This is a genomic window from Bradyrhizobium sp. 62 (assembly GCF_023073035.1).
Classification (GTDB): domain Bacteria; phylum Pseudomonadota; class Alphaproteobacteria; order Rhizobiales; family Xanthobacteraceae; genus Bradyrhizobium.
Genome location: NZ_JADPIT010000015.1, coordinates 951,656 through 967,589 on the forward strand (window position 1 = coordinate 951,656; position 15,934 = coordinate 967,589).

Consider the following 15,934-nt stretch of genomic DNA (forward strand, 5'->3'; position numbering starts at 1 on the left):
AAGCCGCCGATCGCGCTCTAGGTGGGAGACTTCCACTTTGCGCTGGCAAGCCGACGTTTGTGAGTACGCGTCCTAGCTAGCCTGCCTGCCCTTGCGCATCGTCGCCAGCACGATGTCGGCTGCGAGCACGCTCGGCGACTTGTTGCCGGTCGACATGATCATATCGAGCTGGGCGAACGCTTCCACCTGCTGCCGGCGCAGCGGTGAATCGGCCAGAAGCTCCGTGAGCGCGGGCGCCAGCTTCTCTGGCGTGCAGTCTTCCTGCAGGAACTCCGGGATGACATCCTTGCCGATCACGAGATTGGCGAGGATCACCGAGGAGACGCGGATCGCGCGGCGCAGGATGAAGGCTTCGATCGCGCCGACGCGATAGGCCGTCACCATCGGAATGCCCGATAGCGCGAGCTCCAGCGTCACAGTGCCGGATTTTGCCAATGCCGCGCGCGCGATGCGGAAGGCGGCGCGCTTCTCGTTCTCGCCGACCACAATTTGAGGCTTGACCGGCCAGTTCGCGATGCCTTCACGAATGGTGGCTTCGAGATGCGGCATGGTTGGCAGCATCAGTTCGAACGCGCGGCCGTCCGTCCGCAATCGGCCGAGCGTCGCCCCGAACACGTCGAGATGGTGCCTGATCTCACTGCGACGGCTGCCGGGCAACACCAGCAAGACCGGCGGCTCGCCGTCGCGACGCGCCTGCTCCTCCGCGTTCGGCCGCAGCGAGGGCAATTGCTCGATCAGGGGATGGCCGACATAGCTGCATGGCGGCCCGCCGAGCTTGCGATATTCCTCCGGCTCGAACGGCAACAGGCCGAGCACATGATCGACATAGCCGAGCATGGTCCGCGCCCGTCCCGGTCGCCAGGCCCAGAGCTGTGGCGAGACGTAGTCGACGATCGGAATCGCCGGATTGCGCGCCCGCACGCGGCGGGCGACACGGTGGGTGAAGTCGGGGCTGTCGATGATGACGAGCGCGTCCGGCGCGGCTTCGGTCACGGCCTCCGCGGTCTCGCGGATCAGCCGCAGGATCTTCGGCAATTGCTGCACGACCGCGGCGAAGCCGACGATCGAGAGCTGCTCGATCGGAAACAGCGTCTCGAGCCCTTGGCGGGCCATGGTGTGGCCCCCGACGCCCACGAACTGCACGCCGTCGCCGAGCCGCTGGCGCAGCACCTTCATCAAGGCGCTACCGAGCCGGTCGCCGGATTCCTCCGTGGCGATCAGGAATATCTTGCGCTTGGGATCGCGACCCTGCATCACGCCGGCAGGCCGATGACGAAGAGATATTTGGCGTCGGCGAGTGCGATCATTGCCTGCGGCTCGGCCGCGATGGTGTTGCCGGCGACGACGGCAATGCCTGCGAGCCCTGCGGCGGCGACGCCTTCGAGGGTGCGCGGTCCGATCGTCGGCAGGTCGAAGCGCAAATCCTGCCCGCTCTTTGGGACCTTCACCAGCACGCCCCGCCCGGAGGCGGCGCGGATGCGGCCCTCTTCGCGCAGCCGTGCCACGCGCGCGAGCAGCGCATCGGTGCCCTCGATATCCTCGACCGCCACCACATGACCATCGATCACGACCGCGGCCTGGCCGATGTCGAACGGACCGAGCGCGGTCAGCACCGCGCGGCCGCGCTCGATGTCGGTCTTGCCGGTGTCGCTCGGCCAGGCGCGGCTGATGCAGCCCTCGGGCATCAAGAGGTCGGGCGCGACATCCTTGATGCCCACCATCCTAAAGCCGCCCTGCTCGAGAATGCGCCCGACGCCGGACAACAAATGATCGTCGCCGCCGCGGAAGGCGCGGATGACATTGCCAAGCAGCCGGAGCGTCGTGAAGTCGACCCGGACCTCCGATAGCGAAGGCCGTACCAGCGTGCCGATGAAGATCAGGTCGCGGCAGCCCTCCTCGCGAAACAGCCGCATGGCGCGGCCGAGCTGGCCGACCGAGATCCATCGATGACGGAATTTTTCCACCCGTGCCGGATCGCAGGCCCCCCGAAGGGGAAACAGCACTGGTGTGATGCCGCGGGCAGCGAGCGAGTCGGCAACCGCGAACGGCATCGCGCCGCCGCCAGCGACCACGCCGACCGGCGATGAAATCTCCGAAGCCGCCGATGTCATGCCCGGGGCCATCGCATCATCACTTCGCGATGGCGGGAAGACAGAGCGGGCGCTTGCCCTTGCCGATGAAGTCGAGGATTTCGCCGATCGCCGGATCGTCACCGGCGAGCGGCCGCGCCGCCTCCAGGCGTTCGGCAAAGGTAGCGGGGCCATGGAAGAGCTTCTGGTAGAACGCGCGCACGGTCGCAAGCCGCTGCTTGGTGAACTTGCGCCGCTTCATGCCGATCAGGTTGAGGCCTTCGAGCACGGCATACTGGCCGTTGACGAGGCCGAACGGAATGACATCGTCGCGCACGCCGCACACCCCGCCGACCATAACCTGCGGGCCGATGCGGGTGAACTGGTGCACCGCGGACAGACCGCCGATGAAGACGAAATCGCCGATCTCGCAGTGACCGCCGAGCGTGGCCGAGGTCGCGAAGATCACGTCGTTGCCGACATGGCAGTCATGGCCGACATGGCTGCAATTCATGAAATAGTTGCGGTCGCCGACCTCTGTGATGCCGCCGCCTGCGACCGTGCCGGCGTTCATGGTCACGGACTCGCGGATCGTGCAGCCCGAACCGATCTTGAGCTTCGTCAATTCGCCACGATAGCTGAGTGATTGCGGCGGCGTACCGAGCGAAGCGAACGGATAGATGGTGCAATCGTCACCGATCGTGGTCTGCGCGGTGATATGCACATGTCCGATCAGCTTGCAGTTCGCGCCGATCACGGCGTTCTCGCCGATGATGCAGAAGGGCCCGATCTCGGTGCCCTCGCCGATTACTGCGCCGTCCGCGATCCGTGCGGTGGGATCAATCTTACTCATCAAGCAATCTGACTCATCAAGAAGGTCTGATTAGGTGTTGAAGTCGCTCGGTTTTCCGCTGGTTAGCGCGACTATGCCCGATCTGTCCAGTGACGTATGATCTCTCCCTGTTTCAAGTGCCGGATGAGGCAGCCTTCCCGGTGCATCAACAAGTTCACGCGGAGCTTCAGGTATCGTGGTCAGGGCCTTGGCACTTCTCCTCGCGCAGCTCGCTGCCGCGCCGATCGTATCCGAGACGATCGAGACCGGCGAACACCGCCTCGTCGATCTCAAGACATTCGAATGCCGCGACATCACCCGCAGCACGGTGCTCCAGCGGGTCTGTTACGACCGTGCGCAGCAGGCTCTCATCGTGGCTATGGACGGCGCTTACGACCGCTACTGCGGCGTGCCGGTTGAGACGGTCGAGCGCCTGCTGGGCGCACCGTCCATGGGCCAGTTCTTCAACCAGAACATCAAGCGCGAGGTCAGCGGCAGCCGCTACGCGTGTCCTGCACGCGAGCGCATCCAGAGAAGTTGATCTCGCTCAGTCGGTCAGCATGGCGCCGACATCGGCCTCCGCAACCACCTGGCCATTGACCTTGGCGTCGCCGTGAAACCACCACATGGCTTTGCGGCGGCCGATCGAGCGCATGTGGTATTCGATGGTATCGCCGGGCAGCACCGGCTTGCGGAACTTGCACTTGTCGATGGTCAGGAAATACACCGCGCGCGGCTTATCGGTGCCCTCGACCGACTTGATGCCGATCACACCGGCAGTCTGCGCCATCGCTTCGATCATCATGACGCCCGGATAGACCGGGCGATCGGGAAAGTGGCCCTGGAACGGCGGCTCGTTGAAGGTGACGTTCTTGATGCCGATGCCGCTGTAATCGGTGCGGATGTTGATCACGCGATCGATCAGCAGCATCGGAAAACGGTGCGGGAGCGTTTGCAGGATCATGTTGATGTCCACAAGCTCGAACCTGACCGGTGCTTCGTCCGTCACTCCCGTTCCTCCTGCTTCGGATCGGCCTTGCTGTCGCGCGCCAAGCGCTCGACCGCCAATATTTCCTTGAACCACTGCCTGGTCGGCTTGGCAAAAAAACCACCCCAGCGTCCATTGGGAGGGACGTCGTCCTTGACGCCGCTCATGGCAGTCACCTGAGCTCCATCCCCGATCTTGACGTGATTATTGATGCCCACCTTGGCTCCCAGCGCCACGTTGTCGCCGAGGGTGAGGCTGCCGGCAAGACCGATCTGGGCTGCCAGCAGGCAGTGCCGGCCAATGGTCACATTGTGGCCGATCTGGACCTGATTGTCGATTTTGGTCCCCTCCCCGATCACGGTGTCGCGCAAGGACCCGCGATCAATGGTGGTGCCGGCGCCGACCTCCACGTTGTTCTGGATCAGCACGCGGCCGGTCTGAGGCACCTTCAGGTGGCCCTCGGGGCCGAAGAAGATGAAGCCGTAGCCGTCCTGGCCGATCGAGCAGCCTGGGTGGATCAGCACGTCGTTGCCGATCAGCGCGCACTGGATGGCGGTGCGTGCCCCGACATTGCAGTCCCGGCCGATCTTGACGCCCGGGCCGATCACGGCCCCCACGCCGACCACCGTGCCGCTGCCGATCTCCACGTCAGGGCCGATCACGGCCAGGGGATCGACGATCACGCCGTCCTCAAGCCTCGCCGTGGGATCGATGATGGCCGACGGCGCGATACCGTCGTTGCCGGTCCAGGATTGCGGCCGGAGCGCGTCGCCATGCCACTCCCGCGCGATCCTGACGAACGCGCGGAACGGCTGTGGCGCCCGCAGCACGGCTACATGCGCGGGCACCCGGGCCTCGAAGCGTGGGCTCACCAGGCAAGCACCGGCCTTGGTCGCCTTGAGCTCATCGGCATATTTGAGATTGTCGAAGAACGTCAGGTGCATCGGGCCGGCTTCGTCGAGCGAAGCAAGACCCCTGATGATTTGGCCGCCCCTTGCGGGATCGACCAGCTCCGCCTTGGTCAGCGTGGCTATGTCAGCCAGCGCTGAGGCGGGCGGCTGTATGAAGAAGGTCGGCTGCGCCATTCCACCCCGTCGCGGTCCGGCTTCGGCATGAAGCGGCCAAGCCGCATCATGCCTGATCTCCTGGATTGGCACGATCCCTTTCGGAAACCGGCTCCGTAGTCCGGATCGTGCCGTGCTGTTCGAATTAGAACGAGGTGCCGCCGCCGAACCGGAACTCCTGCGTACGGTCGTTCTTGCCCTTGGTCAGCGGCACGGCGTAGTCGAAGCGCAGCGGACCGAACGGCGAGGCCCAGATCAAGCCGACACCGACCGACGACCGGACCGCATTGCCGTTGTCATACACCAAGCCGGTGCAGGTTCCAGCCGAGGCTGGATTGACGGTCGACGGCGTGCAGCTCGAATTCTTGGTCGTGGTCAGTTCGTTGGTCACAGACCACGTCGTCGGACCCTGATAGTCGAACAGACCGCCGGCGTCGGCGTAGACGGCGCCCTTCAGACCCACTTCCTTCGGCAAGAACCAGAACGGCATCTGCAATTCGAGCGAAGCGCCCCAATACTTGGTGCCGCCAAGCGCGTCCTGCGTACCAAAGGGGTTCAAATCGCGTGGGCCGATGCCGTTCGGAGCAAAGCCGCGGACCAGATTCGGACCCATCTGGAAATGATCCAGCATGCGCAGATCCTGGTTGCCGATCTTGTTCAGCATGCCGCCCTGGATGCGAGCGAGGCCGACGATATCGGACACCAGCGGAGTGTAGTACTTCGCGTCCACCACAGTCTTCAGGTAGGAGACGTCGCCGCCGACACCGGCGAAGTCCTGCCGGAAATCGACCAGGAGACCGTCGGTGGGGTTCTTGTTGTTGTCGAGCGTGTTGTAGGTCAGCGTGTAGCCGAGCGCCGAGGTCAGCGTCTTGCCGTTGGCAAGCTCCTTGCGGACCGGCAGCGAAGCCTCGCCGTCGCTGTAGCAGCCGAGGCCGTTGGTCGAGGCATCCAGAGGAATGCCGCTCGCCGCCGAGAAAGCCGGGCTTGGATTGAATGCCGCCGACCCAACTACGTTATTACAGTTCGCCAGGTAGGACGGCAGCGTGATTTCCTGCCTGTAGATCGAGTAGCGCACCTGCAGCGACAGATCTTCACGCAGGGAGAAGCCGAGGCGCGGCGAGAAGCCGAGCGTCTTGGTGCCGTAGGAGATGTAGCTGTTGGACCTCTGCTCGCGCTGATAGAGGTCGAGACCCAACGCGACCCGGTAGTCGAGCAGATAGGGTTCGACGAACGACAGCGAATAACCGCGGGCATACTGGCCGTAAGTCACCGCCGCCTTGGCGAACAGGCCGCGGCCGAGCAAATTGCGTTCGGAGACCGAGACTTCGGCCAGCGCGCCGTCGGTGGTGGAATAACCACCCGAGACCGAGAAGTCGCCGGTCGATTTCTCTTCCATGTCCACGAGCAGGATCACGCGGTCGCTCGACGAACCGGGCTCCGTCGTGATCTTCACGCTCTTGAAATAGTCGAGGTTCTTCAAGCGGCGCTCGGCACGGTCGACCAGCGCGCGGTTGTAGGCATCGCCCTCGGAGACGTCGAACTCGCGACGGATCACGTAGTCGCGCGTGCGGGTGTTGCCGCGCAGGTTGATGCGTTCGATATAGGTGCGTGGACCCTCGTCGATGTTGAACACGACCGACACGGTGTGCGCCTCGAAGTTGCGGTCGCCGCCGGGACGGACCACGGCGAAGGCATAACCGCGCCGCGAGGCTTCGATCTGCATCTCCTCGACCGATTTCTCGACCGATTCGACGTTGTAGAGCGAACCGACATTGACGCGCGAATAGTTGCGCATCGGGGTGGGATCGAAGTTCGGAATGCTGGAGCGGAAGTCGATCGAGCCGACCCGGTATTGCGAGCCTTCCTCGATCTTGAAGGTAACGTTGAAGCCCTTCTTCTCCGGATCGTATTCGGTGAGCGCGGCCACGACCTGGACGTCGGCGAAACCGTTCTTGAGATAGAAGCGGCGGATCAGGTCGCGGTCGGCCTCGACCCGATCGGGATCGTAGATGTCGCTGCTGGCGAGGAAGCTCAGCAGGTTCGATTCGTGCGTCTTGATGACGTCGCGCAGGCGGTAGGACGAGTACGCGTTGTTGCCGACGAACTCGATCGACTTGACGCCGGTCTTGGCGCCCTCCTCGACCGTGAAGATGAGATCGACGCGGTTGTTCGGCTGCTCGATGACTTCAGGCGTGACGCGGACGTCGTAGCGGCCGGAACGGCGATAGATTTCGGCGATTCGCAGCGTGTCGGACTGCACCATGGCGCGGGAGAAGGTGCCGCGCGCCTTGGACTGGACTTCACCGGTGAGCTGCTCGTCCTTGATCTTCTTGTTGCCCTCGAAGGCAATGCGGCCGATCACCGGGTTTTCCACCACGGAGACGACGATCTGGCCACCGGCACCGCGGTTGATCCTCACGTCCTGGAACAGGCCGGTCTCGATCAGCGCCTTGAGGCCGTCGTCGATGGCACCCTGATCCAGGCGACCGCCGGGACCCGGCTTGAAGTAGGAGCGGATCGTCTCCACCTCGACCCGGCGATTTCCTTCAACGGAAATCGACTGCACGGTCTGAGCAAGCGCAGACGAAGACACAAAGGCAGCCCCAACCGGGGCAAGCACCGGCGCGCCGAACATGATCAGGGTTGCGAGCAAGCCCCCCCGGAGTCGCAGTCCAAACTTCATTGCGCAACGCGCCCTTATCATTCCGTACCAGACCCAACCCCAACGCCGGTCTGGAGATTCCCCAAGTTCAAGCCGCTTGTAGACAATTTCACCGACGCCGCAAACGGTCGAGCGCGCCGTAATTTCATTTTCATTCCAAGACGTTGCCCAAGAGCAACGCCCGGGCAACGCCACAAAAAAGCCCCTATCAGGATGCGGCCATCCGCAGGATGTCGTTATAGGTCGCAAACACCATCAACATCAGCACCAAGCCCAGCCCGATTCGAAACCCCATCTCCTGAGTCCGCTCGGACAGGGGCCGACCACGGGCAACCTCCGCCGCATAGAACATAAGGTGACCGCCATCGAGCAGCGGGATCGGGAACAGATTCAGCAGGCCGATCGACACCGATAGCACCGCGCAGAGGTTGATCACGAACTGGAACCCGGCGCTGGCCGCCTGCCCCGACATCTTGGCAATGCCGAGCACGCCGCTGACCTCGTTCGGATTGCCGTTCCCGACGAACAACGAGCCCAGGAACTTGAAGGTGCTGGTGATGATGAACCAGACCTGCTCCACGCCGATCTTGAGCGCTTCGCCGACGCCGACGGGCGACGTCGAGGCTTCACCGGCCTGGGACTTGTGTTCGACGCCGAGCACGCCGAGACGGTGGCTGTTGCCGAAGGGATCCTTGCGCTCGAGCAGCGCCGGCGTCGCGGTCAGCGACACGATGGCACCGTCGCGTTTGACCTGGAAGGCAAGCGGCGAACCAGCATTCATTGCAACCATGCGCTGCATGTCGGCAAAGCTTTCAATCGGCTTGCCGTCGATCTGGACGACGACATCGCCGATCTTGAAGCCGGCTGCCGCCGCAGCACCGTCGGCGACGACACCGTCGACGCGCGCGATCGTGCTCGGCTTGCCGTAATACAGCGCCATGCCGGCGAAGATCAGCGCGCCCAGAATGAAATTGGCGATTGGTCCGGCGGCAACGATGGCGGCGCGCGGGCCGACCTTCTTGTGATGGAAGCTGCCGGCGCGCTCCTCGGCCGTCATGGCCGCAAGCTTCTCGGATGACGGGGTCGAAGCCTCGCTCTCGTCGCCGAAGAACTTGACGTAGCCGCCGAGCGGGATCGCCGAGATCTTCCAGCGGGTGCCATGGCGGTCGTTGAAGCCGACCAGCTCAGGTCCGAAACCGAGCGAAAAAGTTAACACGCGAACGCCCGCCCAGCGCGCGACCAGGAAATGGCCAAGCTCATGGAAGAACACGACGATGGTCAGGACGAACAGGAAGGGAACCGCGTAGCCGAGGAGCCCATGGCTCAACGTATTGAAACTATGGACGAAAAAGTCGATCATCGAATTCCCTCATCCAGCGCCGCAAGGCCCTGGCCCCGAACCATCTAGGATGCGTTTAAGGCAATTTGAGGCAATAGGGCGGCAGCCCTATTTCGCGCAACATGGTCAACAGCAATTGCATCGTCCGCTGATGTCAGCGGGGCCTGGTTCCCGCCACGAATCCAGTCGTCCAGCGTCGCCTCCACCAGCCGGGCAATCGCGCCGAACCGGATCTTGCCCGCGATGAAGGCGGCGACCGCGACCTCGTTGGCGGCGTTGTAGACCGTGGTCGCCCCCTTCCCGGTCCGGAGCGAATCGAAGGCCAGGCGCAGCCCGGGGAAGCGCTCGAAATCCGGCGCCTCGAAGGTCAATTGGCCGATCTTGGCCAGATCGAGCTTGGCGGCCGGACCCTTGATGCGGTCGGGCCAGCCGAGGCAATGCGCGATCGGCGTGCGCATGTCGGGTGAGCCGAGCTGGGCCACGACCGAGCGGTCGGAGAACTCGACCATGCCGTGGATGATCGACTGCGGATGAACGAGGACGTCGATCTCGTCCGGCGAGAGCGCGAACAGATAGGAGGCCTCGATCACCTCGAGCCCCTTGTTCATCATCGAGGCGGAATCGATCGTGATTTTCTGGCCCATGCTCCAGTTCGGATGCTTCAGGGCTTGCGCGAGTGTGGCCTGCTCGATGTCGGCAAGCTTCCAGGTCCGGAACGGACCGCCGGAGGCCGTGATGATGACACGGACGAGCTCGTCACGATTGCCCGAGGCGAGCGCCTGGAACAGCGCGTTATGCTCGGAATCCGCGGGCAGGATACAGGCGCCCGCTTTCGCCGCGCGCTGCATGAAGAAATCGCCGGCGCAGACGAGACATTCCTTGTTGGCGAGCGCGACATGCGCGCCGCGATCGACCGCCGCCAGTGCCGGCTTCAGCCCGGCCGCGCCACTCACGGCGGCCATCACCCAATCGGCCGGACGCGCGCCGGCCTCGATCACCGCGCTTTCGCCGGCGCCGCATTCGGTGCCGGTGCCCGCGAGCGCAGCCTTGAGCTCGGCAAATTTTGAGGTGTCGGCGATCGCGACGAAGCGCGCGGAAAACTCCTTCGCGAGCTTTGCCAGCGCCTCGACATTGCTGTTCGCCGTCAGCGCCTCGACACGGTAACGCTCGGGAGAGGCGCGCAACAGATCCATCGTGCTGTCGCCGATCGAGCCGGTGGCGCCGAGAACCGTGACGCTGCGGACGGTCGATGCCGCAGCCTTGTTGTTACGCAATGGAACCGCGCTCATATCTTCACCAAACCATAAGACCGCTTCCGGCGCTATGCACACCATGGCGGAGGAAGCCGATAATCCATGCCACCAGGATGGCAGCGACAAAACCGTCCAGACGGTCCAATAGCCCGCCGTGGCCGGGAATTAAGTGACTGGAATCCTTGACATCGAAGCGCCGCTTGACCGCGGATTCGAACAGATCGCCGCAGGCCGACACGACCGAGAGGACCGCGGCGACGAGCAGCAATGGAGCCATCTTTCCGATCCCGCAAGCGGCAAAGCCGGCCGCGACCAAAAGGCTCGCGGAAAAGCCGCCGAGCGCCCCTGCCCAGGTCTTCTTCGGGCTGACGCGCGGCCACAGCTTCGGTCCGCCGATGCCGCGGCCGGCGAAATAGCCGCCGATATCGGTCGCCCACACCACGAGCAGCACGAACATCAGCGCGGCGAAGCCGTTCACGAGATCCTTCCGCAGCAGGATCGAGGCGAGTAGCGCCGCCGACGCATAGGCGAAGCCGGAGGCCGCCCAGACAAACTTGCCCCGCGCGATCACCGTCACGATCGCGCCGCCAATCAGGCCGGTGATGATGGCAGTCTTGAGCGCGCCGAAGGCAACGCACAAGCCCATCGTGGCGATGACGATCGTCCCCGCCCCGGTCAGCGCGGTCGAGCCTGCGCCCACCACCGTCAGCCATTCCGCGAACAGTCCGATCGACACCAGGGTGACGAGCAGCGCCCACAGCCAGCCGCCGGCATAAGCGAGCGCAATGGCGAGCGGCGCCAGCACGAGCGCTGCGAGGATTCGCATCACGAGATTGCTCGGGGCAGGCTGAGAGCCGGCCGGTGCGGAGTCGGGGTCGCTCACGAGGCGGTTTTCGCGACCAGGCCGCCGAAACGGCGCTCGCGCCTGGCAAATTCGGCGATTGCGCCTTCCAGCGCCGCCTTGTCGAAATCGGGCCAGTGGATCGGCACGAAGACAAGCTCGCTATAGGCGGCCTGCCACATCAGGAAGTTGGACAGGCGCTGCTCGCCACTGGTGCGGATGATGAGATCGGGATCGGGAATGTCGGGCGCGTCGAGATGCGCCCCCAGTGTCTCGGCATCGATCGTATCAGGATCGCGCCTGCCCTCGGCGACTTCGCGCGCGAGCTTCTGCGCCGCCTTCGCGATCTCCTGCCGGGAGCCGTAATTGAAGGCGACGACGAGCGTGAGCCGCGTGTTGTCGCGCGTCAGTTCCTCCGCCTCGTTGAGGAGCGCGCAGATGTCGCCCTCCAGCCCGTCCCGCTCGCCGATGATGCGTACCTTGACGCCGTCGCGATGCAGGCTCGCCAGATCGTTGCGGATGAAGCGGCGCAAGAGGCCGAACAGATCGCCGATCTCGCTCGCCGGACGCGACCAGTTTTCCGAGCTGAAGGAGAAGATGGTGAGATAGCGGATGCCAAGTTCATGCGACGCGCGAACGACGCGGCGCAGGGCCTCGACGCCGCGGCGATGGCCTTCCGCCCGTGGCAAGCCGCGCGCGGCCGCCCAACGTCCGTTGCCATCCATGATGATGGCGACATGCGCAGGCACATCGGACCGATCGGGTCCTTCCGTTGCGGGCGCGGCGGCGTTGGACATGAGGCTGCCTTAAAGCATGATCCGGAAGAGTGCGAAGCGGCCTTCCGAAAAGATCATGCGCGAACAATAACCTAAAGCGCGATCCAGCGCGCTTTAAACGGTGAGGATTTCTTTTTCCTTGGCGGCCAGCAACTGATCGATCTCGGAGATCGTGCCGTCGGTCGCCTTCTGCACGTCGTCGGCGTGGCGCTTCTGATCATCCTCGGACATCTCGTGATTCTTCTCGAGCTTCTTGAGGACGTCGAGACCGTCGCGGCGGACGTGGCGCGCGGCGACCTTGGCGGCTTCCGCGTATTTGTGCGCGACCTTGACGAGCTCCTTGCGACGCTCCTCGTTGAGCTCCGGGATACGCAGGCGCAGCACCTGGCCTTCGGTCGCCGGCGACAGGCCGAGATTGGAATCGACGATCGCCTTCTCCACCGCCTTGACCATCGACTTGTCCCAGACCTGCACCGAGATCAGGCGCGGCTCCGGCACGCTGACGGTGGCGAGCTGGTTCAGCGGCATGTGGCTGCCATAGGCGTCGACCTGCACCGGATCGAGCATCGAGGCTGAGGCGCGACCGGTACGCAGGCCGCCAAGTTCGTGCTTGAGCGACTGGATCGCGCCCTGCATGCGGCGTTTGACTTCGTTGAGATCGAAATTATCCGTGGCCATCACGTTTCTCCTTCAAAATCCCGGCGACCTCTCCGCACCCTTCCCTCGAGGGCGCAACGACAAGCCGTCAGCCGGCGACAATGGTTCCGTGGCCGCCGCCACGCAGTACAGCGCCGATCGAACCTGGCTCCGCGATCGAGAACACAATGATAGGCAGCGACGTCTCGCGGGCAAGCGCGAAGGCGGTCGCATCCATCACCTTGTAGCCGCCCTCGATCGCCTGCGAATGGGTCAGACGGTCGAATCGCGTCGCCGTCGGATCTTTCTTCGGGTCGGCCGAGTAGACACCGTCGACATTGGTCGCCTTCAGCACCGCCTGGGCGCCGATCTCGGCTGCGCGCAGCACCGCGGTCGTGTCGGTGGTGAAGAACGGATTACCGGTTCCGCCGCCGAGCAGCACGATCCGACCCTCGGCGAGGTATTTGTGTGCCGCGGTGCGGGTGAACAGCTCGGAAATCTCGGGCATGACGAAGGCCGACAGCGTGCGCGCAGGCGTACCCTTGCGCTCGATCGTGGCTTCGAGCGCGAGGCAGTTCATCATCGTGGCGAGCATGCCCATGGTGTCGCCGGTCGGGCGCGACACGCCACGCGAGGAGACTTCGACGCCACGAAAGAGATTGCCGCCGCCGATCACGACGGCGACTTCGGTGCCGAGATGGCGGGCCGCGATCAGATCGTCGGCGACCCGGTCGATGGTCGGCTGATCAATGCCAAAACCCTGCGGTCCCGCGAGATATTCGCCGGACAGCTTGATCACGACGCGACGATAGACCGGATCAGTCATGAGCACTTTCCTTGTCGGGGCGCCGCTTCCGGCGGCACGCCGGAAGGAACGTTCCGGCGCTTACTTCTTGCCGCTGGCGGCCGCGACCTCGGCCGCGAAGTCGCTTTCCTGCTTCTCGATTCCCTCACCGAGAGCATAGCGCACAAAGCCCGCAATCTTCACCGCGCCGCCGACCTTGCCTTCGGCTTCCTTCACCGCCTGCGCCACCGACTTGCCGGTATCGTGGATGAAGGCCTGCTCGAGCAGGCAGACTTCCTTGTAATAGGTCTTCAGGCCGGACTCGACGATCTTCTCGATCACGTTCTCGGGCTTGCCCTGCTGGCGATATTTGTCGGCGAGCACGTCCTTCTCGCGCTTGACGACCGCCGGATCGAGACCGGACGGATCGAGCGCCAGCGGGTTGGCGGCCGCGACATGCATCGCGATCTGGCGGCCAAGCGTTGCGAGCTCGTCCGCCTTTCCCGGCGATTCCAGCGCCACGATCACGCCCATCTTGCCGGCGCCCTCGACGACGGCGCCGTGGACGTAGCTCGACACCACGCCCTGGCTGACTTCGAGCGAAGCTGCGCGGCGCAGCGTCATGTTCTCGCCGATGGTGGCGATCGCGTCGTTGATCGCAGTTTCGATCGTGACGTCGCCGACCTTGGCGGCCTTGATCTTCTCGACGTCGGCGCCGACGTTGAATGCGACCTGGGCGATCATCTTGACGAGGCCCTGAAACTGGCCGTTGCGCGCGACGAAATCGGTCTCGGAATTGACCTCGACCACGACGCCCTTGTTGCCCTTGACGAGCGCACCGATCAGACCCTCGGCGGCGACGCGGCCCGACTTCTTGGCGGCCTTCGACAGGCCCTTCTTGCGCAGCCAATCCTGCGCCGCTTCCATGTTGCCTTCGTTTTCGGTCAGCGCGGCCTTGCAGTCCATCATGCCTGCGCCGGTCGACTCGCGCAGGTCCTTGACCATCGCAGCTGTGATCGTTGCCATCGTTCAAAATCCTTTTTGCCTGCCGGTTTGCCGCGGCGTGGCCAGATCGCCTCGCCGCGGTCCATCTCAGGAATTCGCGTCAACTGAAATGGTGGCCGGAGCTTGTCCGGCCAACCCATCGCTCTTTTTGACTATTCCGCTTCCGCGGTCAGCGCCTTGGCCTTGGCCACCCAGGCGTCCGCGCGGCTCGGCAGGCCGACTTCTTCGCCGATCTTGTGCGCGGTGTCGTGATCGAGCTCGGCCAGCTGCCAGAAGTGGAAGATGCCGAGGTCGTTGAACTTCTTCTCGATCGCGCCCGACACGCCAGGGAGCTTCTTGAGGTCGTCGGAGGTGCCGCGCGGACCGGCGAGGCCCTGGAAGCCGCTCGTGGCGGTCGGCAGCTCTTCTGCGACCGGCCGAACCGAAGCGCCGACGTCGATGCCGGAATCGCCCTGGGCGCGCGAAATGCCGTCAATCGCTGCACGCGCGATCAGATCGCAATAAAGCGCGATCGCGCGGCCGGCGTCGTCATTTCCCGGCACCACATAGGTGATGCCCTTCGGATCCGAATTGGTGTCGACGATCGCGGCCACCGGGATGTTGAGCCGCTGGGCTTCCTGGATCGCGATGTCTTCCTTGTTGGTGTCGATCACGAAGATCAGGTCGGGCAGACCGCCCATGTCCTTGATGCCGCCGAGCGAGCGGTCGAGCTTGTCGCGCTCGCGCTGAAGCGTCAGGCGCTCTTTCTTGGTGTAGGAGGAGGCATCGCCGCCGGCGAGCACGTCGTCGAGATGACGCAGGCGCTTGATCGAGCCCGAAATCGTCTTCCAGTTGGTCAGCGTGCCGCCGAGCCAGCGCGAATTGACGAAGTACTGAGCGCAGCGCTTGGCCGCGTCGGCAACGCCGTCCTGTGCCTGGCGCTTGGTGCCGACGAACAGGATGCGGCCGCCCTTCGCGACGGTGTCGCTGACCGCCTGCAAGGCGTTGTGCAGCAACGGCACGGTCTGCGCGAGGTCGACGATGTGGATGTTGTTGCGAGCGCCGAAAATGAACGGCGCCATTTTCGGATTCCAGCGGTGAGACTGGTGACCAAAGTGCACGCCGGCTTCGAGGAGCTGACGCATAGTGAAATCGGGTAGTGCCATCGTTCTAATTCTCCGGTTGGTTCCTCCGGAAGCGTGTGAGCAGGACAGAGCGTTGTCGCCCCGGCTGCCACCGGACGGCCTTGTGAGCCATGCTTCCGTGTGAGATGGCGCGGTGTATAGCGCGATTTCGACCAGAAGCAAGGAAATAAGGGCCTTTCGGGGCGGCTTTCGCCCGCGAGAGGCCCCCTTCCGTAAAGACCACGCTGCGGCCTAGCCCCTGCCTAGCATCTGGGCTGGTTCGGCGGGCACTTCTTTGCCGCCGGCGGCGGAGCCGGAGGACGCGGTGGGGGGGCTGCCGGGCGCGGCGGCGGCGGTGGCGCGACGGCCATCCGGGGCGGCGGAGGTGGCGCCGGCCGGGCGACCGGCGGCGGCGCGGGTCGCGCCATTGGCGGCGGCGCCGGCCGAGCGACCGCCACGGGCGGAGCTGCCCGTGGCGGTGGCGGCGGCGCAATACGCGGCGGAGGCGGAGGCGCCGGCCGGGCCACTGCCTGAGGCCTCGGTGGTGGTGCCGACGGCCGGGCAGCTTGGGCGGGAGCAGCG

The 15,934-nt window shown here is 64.5% G+C and carries 16 protein-coding genes; 1 reads left to right on the forward strand and 15 read right to left on the reverse strand.

What is annotated here, in order from left to right:
- Positions 1-72: 72 nt before the first annotated feature.
- The 3 genes from lpxB to lpxA are packed head-to-tail and all read right to left on the reverse strand — an operon-like array spanning position 73 to position 2,922.
- Positions 73-1,257, reverse strand: a complete 1,185-nt coding sequence (gene lpxB / locus IVB47_RS15060) for a lipid-A-disaccharide synthase (protein WP_247462396.1) — start codon at positions 1,255-1,257, stop codon at positions 73-75.
- A complete protein-coding gene (lpxI, locus tag IVB47_RS15065; protein ID WP_247463174.1) occupies positions 1,254-2,111 on the reverse strand; it encodes a UDP-2,3-diacylglucosamine diphosphatase LpxI in 858 nt (285 codons plus the stop codon). Before lpxI ends, lpxB begins: the two co-directional genes overlap by 4 nt.
- A gap of 19 nt (positions 2,112-2,130) precedes the next feature.
- Positions 2,131-2,922, reverse strand: coding sequence for an acyl-ACP--UDP-N-acetylglucosamine O-acyltransferase (gene lpxA / locus IVB47_RS15070; RefSeq protein WP_247462398.1), 792 nt, complete (start codon positions 2,920-2,922; stop codon positions 2,131-2,133).
- Positions 2,923-3,097: 175 nt separating this feature from the next.
- On the opposite strand from lpxA, the gene IVB47_RS15075 reads away from it, so the two are divergent.
- Positions 3,098-3,442 (forward strand): KTSC domain-containing protein, encoded by a 345-nt coding sequence (locus IVB47_RS15075; protein WP_247462400.1) that lies wholly within the window; start codon positions 3,098-3,100, stop codon positions 3,440-3,442.
- Positions 3,443-3,448: 6 nt separating this feature from the next.
- On the opposite strand, the gene fabZ is transcribed toward IVB47_RS15075, so the two are convergent.
- The 12 genes from fabZ to IVB47_RS15135 all read right to left on the reverse strand — a co-directional run.
- The gene (gene fabZ / locus IVB47_RS15080) at positions 3,449-3,910 is read right to left on the reverse strand and encodes a 3-hydroxyacyl-ACP dehydratase FabZ (RefSeq protein WP_007603637.1); all 462 of its coding nucleotides are present in this window, start codon (positions 3,908-3,910) and stop codon (positions 3,449-3,451) included.
- Positions 3,907-4,974: a UDP-3-O-(3-hydroxymyristoyl)glucosamine N-acyltransferase gene (gene lpxD, locus IVB47_RS15085; protein WP_027567149.1), complete on the reverse strand. Its 1,068-nt coding sequence runs from the start codon at positions 4,972-4,974 to the stop codon at positions 3,907-3,909. The genes fabZ and lpxD overlap by 4 nt, the downstream gene beginning before the upstream one ends.
- 124 nt (positions 4,975-5,098) lie before the next feature.
- Positions 5,099-7,636, reverse strand: a complete 2,538-nt coding sequence (gene bamA / locus IVB47_RS15090) for an outer membrane protein assembly factor BamA (RefSeq protein WP_027567150.1) — start codon at positions 7,634-7,636, stop codon at positions 5,099-5,101.
- Positions 7,637-7,823: 187 nt separating this feature from the next.
- A complete protein-coding gene (rseP, locus tag IVB47_RS15095) occupies positions 7,824-8,975 on the reverse strand; it encodes an RIP metalloprotease RseP (RefSeq protein WP_027567151.1) in 1,152 nt (383 codons plus the stop codon).
- Between the two features lie 44 nt (positions 8,976-9,019).
- Entirely contained in the window at positions 9,020-10,243 is a 1,224-nt protein-coding gene (dxr, locus tag IVB47_RS15100) for a 1-deoxy-D-xylulose-5-phosphate reductoisomerase (protein ID WP_247462402.1), read from the reverse strand.
- A gap of 4 nt (positions 10,244-10,247) precedes the next feature.
- Complete coding sequence (locus IVB47_RS15105; RefSeq protein ID WP_247462404.1) at positions 10,248-11,090, reverse strand: phosphatidate cytidylyltransferase; 843 nt, start codon at positions 11,088-11,090, stop codon at positions 10,248-10,250.
- Positions 11,087-11,845 carry an isoprenyl transferase gene (locus IVB47_RS15110; RefSeq protein ID WP_247289575.1) on the reverse strand — a complete coding sequence of 253 codons (759 nt, stop codon included), beginning with the start codon at positions 11,843-11,845 and terminating at the stop codon, positions 11,087-11,089. Before IVB47_RS15110 ends, IVB47_RS15105 begins: the two co-directional genes overlap by 4 nt.
- Before the next feature lie 93 nt (positions 11,846-11,938).
- The gene (frr, locus tag IVB47_RS15115) at positions 11,939-12,502 is read right to left on the reverse strand and encodes a ribosome recycling factor (protein ID WP_027518196.1); all 564 of its coding nucleotides are present in this window, start codon (positions 12,500-12,502) and stop codon (positions 11,939-11,941) included.
- A 67-nt stretch (positions 12,503-12,569) separates the two neighbouring features.
- Entirely contained in the window at positions 12,570-13,286 is a 717-nt protein-coding gene (gene pyrH / locus IVB47_RS15120; protein ID WP_018455040.1) for a UMP kinase, read from the reverse strand.
- A gap of 60 nt (positions 13,287-13,346) precedes the next feature.
- A complete protein-coding gene (gene tsf / locus IVB47_RS15125; RefSeq protein WP_027567156.1) occupies positions 13,347-14,270 on the reverse strand; it encodes a translation elongation factor Ts in 924 nt (307 codons plus the stop codon).
- A gap of 131 nt (positions 14,271-14,401) precedes the next feature.
- Complete coding sequence (locus tag IVB47_RS15130) at positions 14,402-15,394, reverse strand: 30S ribosomal protein S2 (protein ID WP_027518198.1); 993 nt, start codon at positions 15,392-15,394, stop codon at positions 14,402-14,404.
- 221 nt (positions 15,395-15,615) lie between these two features.
- Positions 15,616-15,934: hypothetical protein (locus tag IVB47_RS15135; RefSeq protein WP_247462406.1), on the reverse strand; the 319-nt coding region annotated here is incomplete at its 5' end.

What these genes read in the sequence shown, in the direction of transcription:
- pyrH (WP_018455040.1), bottom strand. Translation starts at nt 13,286, where the DNA reads ATGACTGATCCGGTCTATCGTCGCGTCGTGATCAAGCTGTCCGGCGAA.
- lpxI (WP_247463174.1), bottom strand. Translation starts at nt 2,111, where the DNA reads ATGACATCGGCGGCTTCGGAGATTTCATCGCCGGTCGGCGTGGTCGCT.
- IVB47_RS15110 (WP_247289575.1), bottom strand. Translation starts at nt 11,845, where the DNA reads ATGTCCAACGCCGCCGCGCCCGCAACGGAAGGACCCGATCGGTCCGAT.
- dxr (WP_247462402.1), bottom strand. Translation starts at nt 10,243, where the DNA reads ATGAGCGCGGTTCCATTGCGTAACAACAAGGCTGCGGCATCGACCGTC.
- frr (WP_027518196.1), bottom strand. Translation starts at nt 12,502, where the DNA reads ATGGCCACGGATAATTTCGATCTCAACGAAGTCAAACGCCGCATGCAG.
- lpxD (WP_027567149.1), bottom strand. Translation starts at nt 4,974, where the DNA reads ATGGCGCAGCCGACCTTCTTCATACAGCCGCCCGCCTCAGCGCTGGCT.
- tsf (WP_027567156.1), bottom strand. Translation starts at nt 14,270, where the DNA reads ATGGCAACGATCACAGCTGCGATGGTCAAGGACCTGCGCGAGTCGACC.
- bamA (WP_027567150.1), bottom strand. Translation starts at nt 7,636, where the DNA reads ATGAAGTTTGGACTGCGACTCCGGGGGGGCTTGCTCGCAACCCTGATC.
- rseP (WP_027567151.1), bottom strand. Translation starts at nt 8,975, where the DNA reads ATGATCGACTTTTTCGTCCATAGTTTCAATACGTTGAGCCATGGGCTC.
- IVB47_RS15130 (WP_027518198.1), bottom strand. Translation starts at nt 15,394, where the DNA reads ATGGCACTACCCGATTTCACTATGCGTCAGCTCCTCGAAGCCGGCGTG.
- lpxA (WP_247462398.1), bottom strand. Translation starts at nt 2,922, where the DNA reads ATGAGTAAGATTGATCCCACCGCACGGATCGCGGACGGCGCAGTAATC.